The following is a 15,642-nucleotide window of genomic DNA, read 5'->3' on the forward strand; positions in this document are numbered from 1 at the left end:
TACAGCAGATATAAGCAGTCTATTGTACTTCTGTACAAGGAGAAAAGCATCAAACTCTAATGCTAAATAAACTTCAACTCTAAACTGCCTTCTCACACCTAACATTTGACCTATCAGGACTTTAAGTTCAACGTTAAAGTACATAGTCATAGTAATAATATCTCAGTTGGTAGCTCATCACAACTAGCTAAATTTAAGTTGAAGCCGAAAATCCTTGAGAAATTCAGTATTTTTATCGTTGAAATTATAGTTGCTAAGAAATATTTATTATATATAGTGCCATTAATCTGCTCATAGCGATCATTATGAAGAAAATCAAGCGAACTACTGTAAATTATTAAATGCTTAGTGCTTCGCTAAGTTCAAGTCAAAGCTCATAACTTAAAATATAGAACTTTGAAATTCCAATATTTTTTCTATATTGACTCGCATTTTACTTATTTTAAATTTTATTTAGCAACTACTTCATAGAAATATTGCTAATTGAATAGCCGCATGAAAATCAAGCAAAAGTTAATTTGTGCTTTTTTAGGTACTTCTTTCTTATTAGGAGTTACTAGTAGTATTTCTTTAGTCAATAATTTAAGAGTTAGGTACAATATTAATCAAGTCACGGAAAGTTCATTAGAAGAGTTTACTAACTCGAATGAATTGTCAGTAGTATTACAACAAACACAAGCTAAATTGCGAGAGTTTATAGAAGAAAAACATCGAATCAACCATCATTTAGAAAAGCCAACAGCGACTCAAACTCAGATAACCAATCTCAAAAAAACAGTTTTACAAGATTTGTCAAAGGTTAATGATTATATAGATTTAAGTAAACAAGCGACTAAACATGGAATTCAACTTGCAATACTGGATGGAAAAAAACGTTTAGACGAAGAAAAAGAGTTAGAAGATTTAGAAGAAATTAAATCAAAGTTTTTAACGCACGAAAATAACATTATTCATTTATTTAATTTAATTAACCAAGATAGTGAATTAGCTACTGTTTTTTTTAAAAAAGAATTAGAACCACATTTTGAAGCAACACTAATACCTTTAATTGTGGAATACAATCATGATGCACGAGGGGAAGTTTTAGCTGAAGTTCAACAAGTTCAAGGAGCAATCAATCGAGCAAATACACTCATACTCTTCTCAACAGCTTTGGCTTTTTCTTCTGCAATTGGCTTAGGTTCATTTATTTCTCGTTCAATTGCTAAACCATTAATTAAACTTACTCAAGCAGCTAATAAAGTGAGCGAAGGAGAAACTTCTACAAGAGTAAACATCAAAAATCAAGATGAGATAGGTATTTTGGCTGCTGCTTTTAATCAAATGCTAGATGATTTGAATACTACGATGGTATCTAAATCTTATCTAGATAGTATCATTGAATTCATGGCGGATGCTTTGATTGTTTTAGATACTAACTTAGTCATTCTTAGAGTTAATTTAGCTACAGCTAAAATTTTAGAAACTTGTCCAGATAAAATTATTGGAAAATCAATAAAAGCTTTATTTCCACCAGAAGAAAAACTTGAAGAATTAAGTATTCAAGAAATTTTAAACAGAGGAAAGATAGAAATCTTGGCAACGTACTGGCTGACAAATACAGGCAAACAGAAACCTGTATCATTTTCAGCTACAGCCATGTACAATCAGCAAGGTAAACTACAAGGAATAGTTTGTGTAGCACAAGATATAGCAGAGCGCAAGCAAAGTCAAGAAAGACTGACGAAGATTAACGAATGTTTTTTGAATTTCGGTACAGAGCCAACAGCAAATATTAATCGACTAACGGCACTTTGTGGGGAACTTTTAGGCGCAGTCGGTGCTAGTTATTATCGGCTAGAAAAGGCAAAAGCTTGTTTAGTAGGACAATGGCAAATCGCATCAGAAGACAAGCTTGAGGTAAATTCACCTGAAAGTGTTTTTGAGCAGTTGATTCAGCAATGCTGTGAAGATCGTTATGCGGGTCACGATTCACAAAACTCACAGGAAGCTAACATATATCTAAAGATATTAACCAAAAAAACCAAAACTTATATATGTCAAGCAGTCAAATGTAAAGAGACGATTGTTGGTGCGCTCTGTGCATATCAGCAAAATTTGACTTTAACTGAAGCGGATAAAAAGATTATTGGAATTATTACCGCAGCAATTGGAGTTGAAGAACAACGCCGAGAAATTCAGGAAGCTTTGCGTGACAGCGAAGAACGGTATGCGCTGGCTACGCGTGGTACTAACGATGGATTGTGGGATTGGGATTTAAATACAAATGAAGTTTATTTTTCTCCGCGTTGGAAATCGATGTTAGGTTATCAGGAAAAAGAAATTGGTAACACGGTAGAAGACTGGTTTAATTTGGTGCATTTACAAGATATTGACCAACTAAAAGCGGCGATCGCATCGCATTTACAAGCACAAACACCACAACTAGAAACAGAATACCGGATTTTACACAAAGATGGTGCTTATCGTTGGATGCTCAGTCGCGGATTAGCGGTACGCGATCGCGATGGTAAACCTTATCGCCTCGCAGGTTCGCAAGCTGATATTACCGCCAGCAAAGCCGCAGAAACCGAATTGTTGCATCAAGTTTTTCATGATGCTTTAACCGGATTACCGAATCGCCTCTTATTCACCGAACAGTTAGAGCAAAGCATAGAACGTGTCCGCCAGCAAGAAAATTATTCGTTTGCGGTGTTATTTTTAGATCTTGACCGCTTCAAGGTTGTCAATGATAGTCTTGGTCATTTGATTGGCGATCAGCTATTGATTGCGATCGCGCGCCGCCTCAAAATGTGCGTGCGCCCTGAAGATATCGTTGCGCGCCTTGGTGGTGACGAATTTACTATCTTACTAGAAAATATTCGTAAAGTAGAAGATGCCACGCAAATTGCCGAACGCATTCAAAACGCATTAGCTTTACCATTTAACTTTGAAGGACACGAAGTCTTTACCTCAGCAAGTATTGGCATTGCTTTTAGTACGACAGGTTACGAAAAACCCGAAGATTTATTGCGAGATGCTGATACGACAATGTACCGTGCCAAAGGATTGGGTAAAGCACGATATGCCGTTTTTGATACGAGTATGCACGCCCAAGCCGTGGCACTCTTACAAATGGAAACGTATCTCCGTCACGCCGTAGAACGTCAAGAATTTCAGCTTCATTATCAACCGATCGTTAATTTAAAAACGCGAGAGTTAGTCGGTTTTGAAGCACTCATCCGTCTTTGGCACGCAGAACGCGGGTTCATTTCTCCAGCAGAATTTATTCCTGTGGCGGAGGAAACTGGCTTAATTATTCAAATTGGTACCTGGGTACTGCGCGAAGCTTGTCGTCAAATGTATGAATGGCAGCATAAATTTACTGCGGCGCGCGATTTAAAAATAAGTGTCAATATATCGCCCAAACAATTTCGCCAGCTTGATTTAGTAACGCAAGTTGAGCAAATTTTGCGAGAAATAGGACTCAACGCCCGCGATTTAAAGCTAGAAATTACCGAAAGTACGCTTGTCGAAAATGCTGATTTAGTTGCAAGTATGTTGAAAGAAATGCAAGCTTTAGGAATTGGTTTATCAATTGATGATTTTGGAACTGGGTACTCATCATTAAGCTATTTACACCGCTTTGCAATTGATACCTTAAAAATTGATAAATCCTTTATTAAGGACTTTAATACTGATTGGGAAAAAAGCAAAATTGTTAATACAGTGATCGTTCTGGCGGAGAATCTAGGCATTGATGTTATTGCCGAAGGTGTAGAGACTGCTGAACAAGCCTACCTCCTGCAAGAACTTAAGTGTGACTTTGGACAAGGCTTCTTATTTTCGCGTCCGCTTGACGCGCAAGCAACCGAAGCTTTAATTGCTGCAAAATTAGAATGTATGTGGGTGTAGAGAGTGCAGGGGAGTGCAGGAAAGTCTCTACACGAACTTCTGCTTCACTTCTTTCACTCACACGAGCTACGAGCACTAGCAACGAATCACTAACTTCATAGTTCCGTAACTCCTTTTGGTTTCAAGCAGCTGTTGTCTACGTTAGAACGATACAATAATGAAGCCCGTTTAGACCTGCTGGTAGCCCATAATTGCTAATGTCTGTCGCGAAAAACTTGCTCTACGAAGGCAAAGCGAAAATCATTTACACAACCGATGAGCCAGAAATTTTACTGGCACATTATAAAGATGATGCTACGGCTTTTAATGCTCAAAAGCGTGGCAGAATTGTTGGAAAAGGCGAGATTAACTGCAAAATCTCTCAAGTATTATTTCAGTATTTAGAAGCGCGCGGCATTCACACTCATTTCATTGACTGCCCAGCACCGAATCAGATGCGGGTGATGCGAGTGAAAATCTTGCCTTTAGAAGTTGTTGTCAGGAACATTGCTGCTGGTAGTCTCTGTCAACAAACAGGGTTGCCACTCGGTACCGTTCTTAAACAGCCATTAGTGGAGTTTTATTATAAAAATGACCAACTGGGAGATCCGCTGTTGACACGCGATCGCTTGTTACTCATGGAATTAGCAACTCCTGATGAGCTAGACCAATTACAGCAGCAAGCATTGCAAATTAATCGTTATCTCTCAGAGTTTTTTCAAAGCTGCGGCATAACCTTGGTAGACTTCAAGCTAGAGTTTGGCTTGGATGCTCAAGGCACAATTCGATTAGCCGACGAAATCAGTCCTGATACCTGCCGTCTCTGGAACTCCGCAGACACCGATCCTAACAACCGCGTCATGGATAAAGACCGCTTCCGCCGCGACTTAGGAAATGTGGAAAACGCTTACCAGCAAGTTTTAGAACGGATTCAAACGAGAGGTCAGGGAAATGGAGAGTTATGAGTTATGAGTTAAGAAACTTCTTTTAATTAATTCAAAACTCAAAACTATAAAAGTAGACATGGTGTGTGGACGTGCTGAATAGGTTGAAGAAAATGCGCATATCCCCTTTTTGGGCAGCAACAGTAGCGATCGCTGCTCCGTTAAGTTTAACAGTTCCAGCTGCGGGACAAACGGTAGATCCATCTCAAATCAAATCAGGGTCTCAGCCACCACAAATGGCACAAGAGCCGCTCCCAGCAACAGGTGTTGTTGTCGAAACAAAGACTGAACAACGACAACTCAACTCGGCGAAGCTCCTCGGACAAACGCCCGTAACGCCAACAACACCGCAGCCACAACCATCGCCAGTATTTCCGTCGCCAATTCAGGGAGTCCCAGCAACTCCACCACAACAGCCAGTTCCTGTGACTCCGCCTCCAGGTGCAGGAGGAGCGCCACAAGATGAAACGCCCAGTCAACTGCAAGTGCCGATTACGCCAGAAGCACCGCTAGATGCACCACCAGGCGAAGAGAGTGTTCCAGCACCCGCAACGCCTCCGCAACCGGCTCCCCTACCTGAAGGAGTGCAACCGGAAGTCGCCCCACCATTGACACCACAGCCGGAAGCTCAACCAGAAGCAACCCCAGATACCGCGCCACAAGTTCTTGTTTCTGAAGTTGTTGTGAGTGCGGAAACGGGAGTATTAGATCCTGAACTAGAAAATCAAGTTTATCAAGCGGTGCGTACGGTTCCAGGAAGGACAACAACACGCACGCAGTTACAAGAAGATATTAATGCGATCTTCGCGACAGGTTTCTTCTCGAACGTCCGTGCAGAACCGACAGACACGCCCTTGGGAGTGCGGGTCACATTTGTTGTGCAACCTAACCCTGTTTTACGCTCGGTGCAAGTGCAAGCTAACCCAGGCACGAATGTTCCTTCGGTGTTGCCGGCGGAGGTTGTCAATAATATCTTTCAGCCGCAGTACGGCAGAATTTTGAATTTGCGGCAGCTGCAAGCAGGAATTCAGCAGTTAAACCGCTGGTATCAAGATAATGGTTATGTTTTGGCACAAGTTGTGGCAGCGCCGCAAGTATCAGCCGATGGAGTTGTCACGTTAGAAGTTGCTGAAGGTGTTGTCGAAGATATCCAAGTCCGCTTTATCAACGAAGGCGAGGCGACAGACGATGAAGGGCGACCAATCGAAGGTCGAACACGTGACTTTATTATTACCCGCGAATTAGCGCTCCAACCAGGACAAGTCTTTAACCGCACCGTAGTCCAACAAGATTTGCAACGCGTCTTTGGTTTGGGCTTGTTTGAAGACGTTAATGTTTCCTTAAACCCAGGTCAAGATCCGCGACAAGTTGTTGTCGTTGTCAATGTCGATGAGCGCAATAGCGGCTCGATCGCAGCCGGTGCCGGTTTTAGTTCGGCAAGTGGCTTATTTGGTACGTTGAGTTACCAAGAGCAAAACTTAGGTGGTAACAACCAAAAAGTTGGAGGTGAATTACAAGTAGGACAACGGGAAGTATTGTTCGATCTCCGCTTTACCGATCCGTGGATTGCGGGAGATCCGTTCCGTACCTCGTATACAGTCAATGCCTTCCGTCGTCGCTCGATTTCCCTCGTTTTTGATAGCGATGACGAGCAGTTTGAAGTGATCAATAACGACGGTGAGCTTTTAGGCGATCGCCCCCGCGTATTACGCCTTGGCGGTGGCGTCACGTTTACGCGTCCTTTGTCACAAAATCCGTTAGCAAGATCCGAATGGACCGCATCAGCGGGATTGGAGTATCAAAGAATTTCGATTCGCGATTCCGATGGTGACTTAAGACCACAAGGACAAGTGGGAGAAGATGGCGAACCAACTGACCTGAGTTTTTCGGGTACAGGGATTGATGACTTGTTGACTTTGCAAGTCGGATTAGTCCGCGATCGCCGTGATAACCCACTACGACCAACGAATGGTTCGCTACTGCGGTTTGGGGTTGAGCAATCTGTCCCCATCGGTTCGGGAAGTATTTTTCTCAATCGCCTACGCGGTAGCTATAGTCAATACCTACCAGTCAACTTTACGAACTTCGCGGAAGGACCAGAAACACTAGCGTTTAATATCCAAGCGGGAACTGTTCTAGGCGACCTACCACCTTATGAAGCTTTTTCGTTAGGAGGTGTGAGTTCTGTTAGAGGTTTCAATGAAGGCGATTTGGGAACTGGTCGCAGTTTTGTGCAAGCAACTGCGGAGTATCGATTCCCTATCTTTTCTGTTGTGGGCGGTGCATTATTCGTTGATGTCGCCTCGGATTTAGGCACAGGTGAGAATGTACCTGGAAACCCAGCCGGACAACTCGATAAACCTGGTAGTGGTTTTGGCTATGGTATTGGTTTGCGCGTTCAGTCTCCACTCGGACCACTGCGGATTGATTACGGTTTCAATAGCGAAGGTGAAAATCGCCTGCACTTTGGGATTGGCGAACGCTTCTAATGAGGGGTTAGGAGTTAGGGGCGAGGGGCGAGGGTAGGAAAAGACAAGAACACAAGGAAGTATGATGAAGATGCAGCCAACGACGAGTCAGGCAACACCTAGTAGCCTTGAGGCGCAATCCCCAGCATCCTTACAGCACACTTTAGCAGGTGAAATTCAGCAATCAGGAGTGGGGTTACACAGTGGTGAAAAAACACACATTCGACTGCTTCCAGCACCTATAAGCACTGGGCGTTACTTCGTACGTACTGATTTGCCTAATCAACCGGCGATCGCAGCGGTGGTTGGTTCTGTCAATCAAACTGTGCTTTCAACACAATTAGGTCAAGGGGAAGCAACGGTGCGCACCGTAGAGCATCTATTGGCAGCGCTAGCCGGTCTGGGGGTAGATAACGTCTGCATCGAAATTGACGGTGCGGAAGTACCCTTACTCGACGGTTCAGCAGCATTGTGGGTAGAGGCGATCGCCCAAGTTGGTGTTGTCGCTCAAGATGAATCCCGCGTTGCTCCTGCGGCAATTTCGGAACCAATTTGGGTACGTCATGATGATGCTTTTGTTGCCGCATTACCTGCATCTGAAATCCGTTTTACCTACGGAATTGATTTTGAATTGCCTGCGATTGGGAATCAGTGGTACAGTTGGTCGCCAGGAAAGGCGATCGCAGCGAAATTAACGTCAAGCTTTGCTACAGAAATTGCCCCTGCACGTACTTTTGGTTTAGCGCATCAGATTGATTTTTTACAGCAGCAAGGTTTAATTAAGGGAGGCAGTCTAGAGAATGCACTCGTTTGCGGTCAAGAAGGATGGATTAATCCGCCTTTGAGATTTGCAAATGAACCAGTGCGTCATAAAATTTTAGACTTAGTGGGAGATTTGAGCTTGTTAGGAAATTTACCAACTGCTCATTTCTTTGCTTACAAAGCAAGCCACAACCTACACATTCAACTTGCCCAAAGGATTTTAGATTCGCGCTGAAATCCCAATTTCTAACTCAAAAACCTCATGTCCACTCTCACTCCCATTAACTCCTCCGAATCTCCTACCCCCGTTGCTGACAAACATCAATCTCCAAATGGTGCAACAGCTACAGGCAAAACAATTTTCACGGTAGAAGATATTCAAAAGTTGTTGCCGCATCGCTATCCGTTTGCACTTGTCGATCGCATTATTGAGTATGTTCCTGGAGAACGTGCAGTTGGCATTAAAAATGTTACCTTCAATGAACCTCATTTTCAGGGACACTTTCCAGGACGACCAATTATGCCAGGCGTTCTGATTGTCGAAGCAATGGCGCAAGTCGGCGGCGTTGTGCTGACGCAACTCCCCGAAGTCGAAGGCGGCTTGTTTATGTTTGCAGGAATTGACAAAGTGCGATTCCGCCGTCAAGTCGTTCCTGGCGACCAACTCGTGATGAGCGCGGAACTGTTGTGCGTCAAGCGGCGTCGTTTCGGTAAGATGCAAGCTCGTGCTGAAGTAGACGGTCAACTGGCTGCTGAAGGCGAATTGATGTTTTCCTTGGTGGATTAAAGGAGGCTAGCGGAAAAAGGTAGTGGCTACTTATTCATATCCCTAGCCCCTAACCCCTGAACCCTAGTTCCTTTCGGAGACGCACTCTTGAAAACACTGATTCATCCCACTGCTGTAATTCATCCTGGTGCAGATCTGCACCCTTCGGTGCAAGTTGGTCCCTACGCGGTTATTGGCGAGCACGTTAAAGTTGGTTCAGACACAATCATCGGCGCGCACGTTGTCTTGGATGGCTCTACCGAAATCGGTGTAGGCAACCATATTTTTCCAGGCGCGGCGATTGGCTTAGAACCGCAGGATCTCAAGTACAAAGGTGCGGTTTCGTATGTCAAAATCGGTGACAACAACCGCATCCGCGAGTATGTAACGATTAACCGCGCCACGGGTGCGGGCGAAGCTACACTGATTGGTAATAATAATTTACTCATGGCGTATGCTCATGTGGCGCACAATTGTGTTATAGGTGATTCGGTAGTGATTGCGAATGCCGTCGCGATGGCAGGTCACGTTCACATTGAATCGCGCGCCACGATTGGTGGAGTTCTGGGAATTCATCAATTTGTTCATATCGGGAAGTTGGCGATGGTGGGCGGTATGAGCCGCATTGACCGCGATGTGCCGCCTTATATGTTAGTCGAAGGCAATCCCGCTAAAGTGCGATCGCTCAATCTCATCGGGCTAAAGCGGGCGGGTATTAGCGAACTCGACGATGGAAAAGTCTTTCAAACGCTCAAGAAAGCTTTCCGCACGTTATATCGCTCTGGTTTAACGCTCAATCAAGCTTTAGAAAAATTAGACTTGTTGCAAGACAACGAACACCTGCAACACCTGCGGCAATTTTTGCAACTTTCACAAATGTCAGGACGTCGAGGCTTGATTCCTGGTCGCATGGATACAAGGAGCGATGAATGAGAAGTCAGGAAAAGCGACGAGTATTCATCAGTACAGGAGAAGTTGCAGGAGATTTACAAGGTGCGTTGTTAATTGCAGCATTACAGCGTCAAGCGGCACGTTTAGGCTGGGAACTTGAGATCGTCGCGCTGGGTGGCGAGAAAATGGCGGCGGCGGGAGCAACAGTACTCGGAGATACAAGCAGTATTGGTTCAGTAGGAATTTTTGAGTCACTACCGTTTGTGTTACCGACGCTACAGCTACAAAAACGCGCGATCGCTAATCTCAAGCAACATCCCCCCGATTTGGTTGTGTTGATTGACTACGCGCAACCGAATTTAAATATCGGTAGCTATCTCCACCGCGAACTACCAAATGTGCCAATTGTCTACTATATCGCGCCGCAGGTGTGGGTTTGGGCAATGAATTCGCGCAACACCGAGCAAATTGTCAGAATTACGGATAAGGTTTTAGCAATTTTTCCTGAAGAAGCGCGGTATTTTGAACAACATGGTGGCAAAGTCGTTTGGGTAGGTCATCCTTTAGTCGATCGGATGCAATCCGCCCCTAGTCGCGATGCAGCGCGTGCAGCGTTAGGAATTCCTGCCGAACAAACCGCGATCGCCCTCTTACCCGCTTCGCGCCGCCAAGAAATTAAATATCTCTTACCCGTGATGTTGCAAGCGGCGAAAACGCTGCAAGACAAATTGCCGCAAGTGCATTTTTGGATTCCTTTATCGTTAGAAATTTATCGCCAACCCATCGAAGAAGCGATCGCGCGTTACGGCTTGCAAGCTACGGTGCGATCGAGTCAAACTTTAGAAATCTTAGCAGCAGCAGACTTAGCGATTACGAAATCAGGAACTGTTAACCTGGAAATTGCGCTACTGGATGTACCGCAGGTTGTGATTTATCGCGTCAGTCCCATTACGGCGTGGATTGCGCGGCATATTCTCAAGTTTTCGATTCCCTTTATGTCACCGCCAAACTTGGTGGAAATGAAACCGATTGTGCCAGAATTACCGCAAGAGCAAGCAACGCCCGAAAATATTGTCCAAAATGCTTTAGATATGTTGCTTAACCCTAGCCGTCGTCAACAAATTTTGGCAAACTATCAACAAATGCGACGCGCTTTAGGTGAAGTTGGAGTCTGCGATCGCGCTGCCCAAGAAATTCTCCAGATGTTACTAAAATGAAACAGGTAAAAAGGTAATGGGTAATAGCTATCGAGTCAACATCCTATCCCTAGTTACCGATGTCAGCAATCGCTCAACAATTACTCGCCACGAAAACTCGTCCGGTTGCCGTCGATTTGTTCGCGGGCGCGGGGGGATTTTCTTTAGGGATTGAACAAGCTGGGTTTGATGTATTAGTGGCGGTAGAACACGATCCGATTCATGCGTGTACGTACTCGTTTAACTTTCCGCTGACGCAGGTTTTAGCCGCAGATGTGCGAAAGATGAGCGGTGATGTTATTCGAGAAGCTGCAACTTGTGCGTATCGATCGCATTACCCGCAAGCAATTTCTAGTTGGGATGGGCGCATCGATTTGGTTTTTGGCGGTCCGCCGTGTCAGGGTTTCTCGATCATGGGTAAGCGATCGCTTGATGATGAACGCAATAATCTGGTATTTCACTTTTATCGCTTGGTGACAGAATTAAGCCCTAGCTATTTTGTGATGGAGAATGTCCCAGGAATGGCGATCGGGCAATATAAACTGTGGTGCGCGCAACTCAAAACGCAGTTTGAACAAGCCGGATACCAAGTCGAAGTGCAAATTCTCAATGCCGCAGATTTTGGTGTTCCGCAACGCCGACGACGATTGTTTTTTCTGGGTTCTCAGCAGGGAGTGACACCCGTAAGTTTACCCAAACCATACAGTACATTAATTACCGTCAAAGATGCGATCGCCGATCTTCCTGACGTTGAAGAATTTCCCGAATTGTTGTTTACCGACGAAGTGTTGTTAAGCGATCGCCACCTGCTGGAATTACAACAAAAAGCTAGCGATTACACTAAGTTGCTGCGCGGTGAAATATCATCAACCGACTTTTCCTATCGTCGAGCGTGGAATCCGCAGTTATTAACAAGTTCGATGCGGACGCAGCATACGGCAAATAGTATCGCACGCTTCGCCTCCATGTTGCCGAATCAACGCGAACCGATTAGCCATTTACGCCGTTTAGATCTCAACGGATTAAGTCATACTTTACGCGCGGGTACAGGTGCAGAACGCGGTAGTTATACTTCTCCACGTCCGATTCATCCAACGCGATCGCGGGTGATTTCGGTGCGCGAAGCTGCACGGTTGCACTCTTTTCCTGACTGGTTTCGCTTTCATCAAACGAAATGGCACGGTTTTCGGCAAGTCGGTAATGCAGTACCGCCACTTTTAGCACAAGCGATCGGACGTCAAGCGATCGCCGCTTTAGAAATGAACCCTTCAATTCCAGCGGTGTTGTTAAATCTGGGTAGCACGCAGTTACTGCGATTTAGAAGTACAGAGGCGACATCGTACTGGAACTTGGGCTGCGAATAGCACTATCCAAACTCTTTTGAACGTACAGAGAATGTTAAAACGGTTTCATCAACGCCTTTGAGTTCTAGGGGGCTATATTTAATAATCTCATCGTCATCTAGATAATCGGCGACAGCAGCAGAAACTAAAATTTGCCCTGGTGCAGCAGCTTGTTGCAACCGCGCCGCAATATTGACACTCGGACCAATTGCCGTGTAATCAGCGCGTTCCGCACTCCCAAACATTCCGACAACTGCTGTACCTTGGTGAATCCCGCAGCGAAACTGAATGAGGTGACTTTGGTTTTTCCCTAAGATTCCTTGATCGTGCCAGCGTTGGTTGAGTCGAGTTAAAGCGTGATGCATCGCGCGGGCGGTGGCGATCGCGCGGCGGACTTGTTCATTGGGCATCATGTCTTCGGGCGCACCAAAGATGGCTAAAAGTGCGTCGCCCATAAATTTATCCACGGTTCCACCGTTATCAAATACGGCGCGGATCATCGTTTCTAAGTATTCGTTTAATAACTCGGCGACGCGGCGCGATCGCAATGTATTAGCAAGTTGCGTGAACCCGACAATATCGCTAAATAAAATCGTAATTAAACGCGGTTCTGGACGTAAATCGAGTGCTAGATCGCCCATTGCCGCTTTCTTCACCATCTCCGGTGGCAAAAAACGCTTGAGGACAGACTCGGTGAGGTAGGTATTCAACTCTACAACGCGGCGCTCATTTTCTTTCAACGCCAGTAAGTTGCGGACTTCGGCAAGGAGTTCGCGATCGTTGAAAGGTTTTGCTAAATACGCATCTGCACCGCTTTCGGTTCCTGTAATTCGCGTTTCTTCGTCCGTTTTTGCGGTAAGGAGAACAATGGGGATGCCCTTAAGCTTCTCGTCATTGCGAATCTGCCAAATCATTTCTAAACCCGACAGATGCGGCATCATTAAGTCAGTGACAATCAAGTCAGGAAGAACGCTGTAGGCTAAATGCAATCCTTCAATGCCATTACGTGCAGTATAAACTCGATAACTACCTTGTTGCGTCAGAATCGTTGTCACGTAAGTCCTTAAATCGAGATTGTCATCGACAACAAGAATCGAGGCTGGTTGCTGGTAACGAGTAGCTAGCGAATGAGGAATTAACGGTTCTTGTTCTTCTAGTCCTGGCTCATTTTTATCGGCTTCTACTGTCTCTAAATCGGCTAACTCTACCGCAGCACTACGCAGTTGGACTTGAGTCGGAAGTTCTAAAATTTGGTCAAGTGGTAAGTGTCCTTTGCCAATGGGGAGCCAAACGGTAAATTTACTGCCTTTCTCGTAGACTGATTCTACAGAAATTTGACCGGCGTGCAGTTCGATTAATTCTTTTGCTAACGCAAGACCTAAGCCACTTCCTTCGTACGAGCGGTTAACTGCGGCTTCGGCTTGATGGAAGCGTTTGAATAAGTGCGGAATCTGTTCTTTGGCGATGCCAATTCCAGTGTCTTCAACCTGGATTAAACAATGGTCTCCTGCCGTTTCGACGCGGATTGTAATTTTACCCCCAGGCGGAGTAAACTTCATTGCGTTTGAAAGGAGATTATATACAACTTTATCAAATTTTTCTGTATCTAAATATACTAAAGGGCAAGGATTGAACTCGGTAATGAGTTCGAGTTCCTTTTTTTCACAATAAGGGCGAAACGATTCGACAATTTGACTCACAAACTCTAGTAAATCGCAGGGGCGGAAACTCGGCTGCATTCTTCCTGCATCAAGCCGTTGCAAGTCTAGCAGTTGATTGACTAATCGCAAAAGACGGCGAGAATTGCGTAAAGCGATCGCCGCTTGTTCTTGAGGTAAGTCTTGTTGTTGATTGACCGCTGATTCGAGCGGTGCGAGCATTAATGTGAGGGGAGTGCGAAACTCATGCGAGATGTTTTGAAAAAAGTGCGTTTTTTGCCGGTCTAATTCGAGTAAGCGATCGGCTAAGGCACAACTTTTTTGATAGAGTCGCGATTGTTGTACTGCGATCGCCGCCTGCGCAGCAACGGCTTGCGCTAATTCAATTTCTTCGTTTTGCCAGTGGCGTGGTTTGTAAAATGAGCGGAGTGTAATACTACCAATACTTGTATTATCCGCAAGCAGAGGCACAACCAATAACGCCCGCGCCGCTGGTGAGGAAAGCGGTAAATCGAGTCCGCGCATTTGCGGTTGTTGGTTGAGATCGTTAATGACAACAGGCTGCTGGGTGCGTAGCAAAAGTTGTAAAACGGGGTTTCCGGCGATCGGCGATCGCGATTGTGGTAGTTGTTGCGGGCTTAAGTATGATTCGGGTTCGGTACGGTTGTATAAGCCAACGCATTGGACAAATTCATCTTCTTCAGTCCATAACGATAAAGCACAACCGTCTACATGTAACGCTTGTCCGAGTTGTTGCGTAATTGCGGCAAAGATGTCTTGCGGGTCGAGACTTGAGCGAATCGCTGCGGTAATCTTGTTAATCAGGGCTTCGCGTTGCGCAAGTGCAGAAATGCGATCGTAGGCGCGTGCTTGCGACAAAGTAAAGGCGGCTTGGTCTGCTACGATGGTCACTAGCTCGATTTCATCATCTTGCCATTGTCGTGGTTGGCGACATTGATGAATCGCCATAATTGCCAGGAGTTCTTGCTGATAAATCAGCGGCACGATTAAGCTAGAAGCAATATTGGCTTGTTGATAGGCGATCGCATTTTGTATCCGCCCGTCGCTACTGACATCATTGATGACTTGTAATTCTCGCGTTTCCCATAGTGTTTGTCCTAAAATCCAACTTTGACCTTTGATCGCAGTAGCGCCATCTTCGGTTTGATAGATAAAGGATTCCTGACCCGCGCAATTATCATGAAAGGGACGTAGAATACAGTAGCTGACTTCTAGCATTTGACCGACGGTATCTACAATCGTTTGTAAGATATGCCGCGAGTCTAAAGCACTGCGAATTGTATTCGTAATTGTATTCAGCCGCGATTGGTGACGGAGTGTAGCACAAAGTTCTTGCGTTCGCAGCTTGAGAATGTTATGTGTATCAACAGCTTGGCGTACAGTTGTTGCTAAAGCTTCAATCGAGCAAGGTTTAGCGAGGCATTTAAATACTTTCCCTGTACTCAGCGCCTCGACTAACTCAGGTGTATCAGTATTTTCCGTCAAGATGAGCCACAGCAGATGCGGATACGGTGTCGCGGTAGGTGCGGCGCGATCGCCCCAGGAAATTGGGTAATCTGATATCAAAACGGCTACATCGTGTTGAGTTAAAATTTCCCATGCAGCCGCTCCAGATGCAATCAGTACCTCATATTGCTTAAGAGTATGACAAAGTTCCTCATACACTGATTGGTCATCAACGATGAGAATTTTGGGTTTAGTGTACTTGCAGGGTTCCATA

9 protein-coding genes are annotated in these 15,642 nt (G+C 45.1%); 8 read left to right on the forward strand and 1 reads right to left on the reverse strand.

Going from position 1 to position 15,642, the window contains the following annotated elements; translation table 11 throughout:
* Positions 1–495: 495 nt before the first annotated feature.
* The 8 genes from GLO7428_RS26060 to GLO7428_RS12580 all read left to right on the forward strand — a co-directional run bounded on the left by GLO7428_RS26060 (position 496) and on the right by GLO7428_RS12580 (position 12,264).
* On the forward strand, positions 496–3,894 hold the full coding sequence (locus GLO7428_RS26060; protein ID WP_015188926.1) for an EAL domain-containing protein: 3,399 nt from the start codon (positions 496–498) through the stop codon (positions 3,892–3,894).
* 197 nt (positions 3,895–4,091) lie between these two features.
* On the forward strand, positions 4,092–4,838 hold the full coding sequence (gene purC, locus GLO7428_RS12550) for a phosphoribosylaminoimidazolesuccinocarboxamide synthase (protein WP_015188927.1): 747 nt from the start codon (positions 4,092–4,094) through the stop codon (positions 4,836–4,838).
* Positions 4,839–4,930: 92 nt separating this feature from the next.
* Positions 4,931–7,306 (forward strand): BamA/TamA family outer membrane protein, encoded by a 2,376-nt coding sequence (locus GLO7428_RS12555; protein WP_015188928.1) that lies wholly within the window; start codon positions 4,931–4,933, stop codon positions 7,304–7,306.
* Positions 7,307–7,370: 64 nt separating this feature from the next.
* Positions 7,371–8,282 (forward strand): UDP-3-O-acyl-N-acetylglucosamine deacetylase, encoded by a 912-nt coding sequence (gene lpxC / locus GLO7428_RS12560; protein WP_015188929.1) that lies wholly within the window; start codon positions 7,371–7,373, stop codon positions 8,280–8,282.
* A 27-nt stretch (positions 8,283–8,309) separates the two neighbouring features.
* On the forward strand, positions 8,310–8,834 hold the full coding sequence (gene fabZ / locus GLO7428_RS12565) for a 3-hydroxyacyl-ACP dehydratase FabZ (protein ID WP_015188930.1): 525 nt from the start codon (positions 8,310–8,312) through the stop codon (positions 8,832–8,834).
* An 87-nt stretch (positions 8,835–8,921) separates the two neighbouring features.
* The gene (gene lpxA / locus GLO7428_RS12570; RefSeq protein WP_015188931.1) at positions 8,922–9,746 is read left to right on the forward strand and encodes an acyl-ACP--UDP-N-acetylglucosamine O-acyltransferase; all 825 of its coding nucleotides are present in this window, start codon (positions 8,922–8,924) and stop codon (positions 9,744–9,746) included.
* Complete coding sequence (gene lpxB / locus GLO7428_RS12575) at positions 9,743–10,921, forward strand: lipid-A-disaccharide synthase (RefSeq protein ID WP_015188932.1); 1,179 nt, start codon at positions 9,743–9,745, stop codon at positions 10,919–10,921. The genes lpxA and lpxB overlap by 4 nt, the downstream gene beginning before the upstream one ends.
* A 59-nt stretch (positions 10,922–10,980) precedes the next feature.
* Complete coding sequence (locus GLO7428_RS12580; protein ID WP_015188933.1) at positions 10,981–12,264, forward strand: DNA cytosine methyltransferase; 1,284 nt, start codon at positions 10,981–10,983, stop codon at positions 12,262–12,264.
* Positions 12,265–12,266: 2 nt separating this feature from the next.
* On the opposite strand, the gene GLO7428_RS12585 is transcribed toward GLO7428_RS12580, so the two are convergent.
* Positions 12,267–15,641, reverse strand: coding sequence for a GAF domain-containing protein (locus tag GLO7428_RS12585; protein ID WP_015188934.1), 3,375 nt, complete (start codon positions 15,639–15,641; stop codon positions 12,267–12,269).
* Between the last annotated feature and the right edge of the window lies 1 nt (position 15,642).

Source organism: Gloeocapsa sp. PCC 7428 (assembly GCF_000317555.1).
Taxonomy (GTDB): Bacteria; Cyanobacteriota; Cyanobacteriia; order Cyanobacteriales; family Chroococcidiopsidaceae; genus Chroogloeocystis.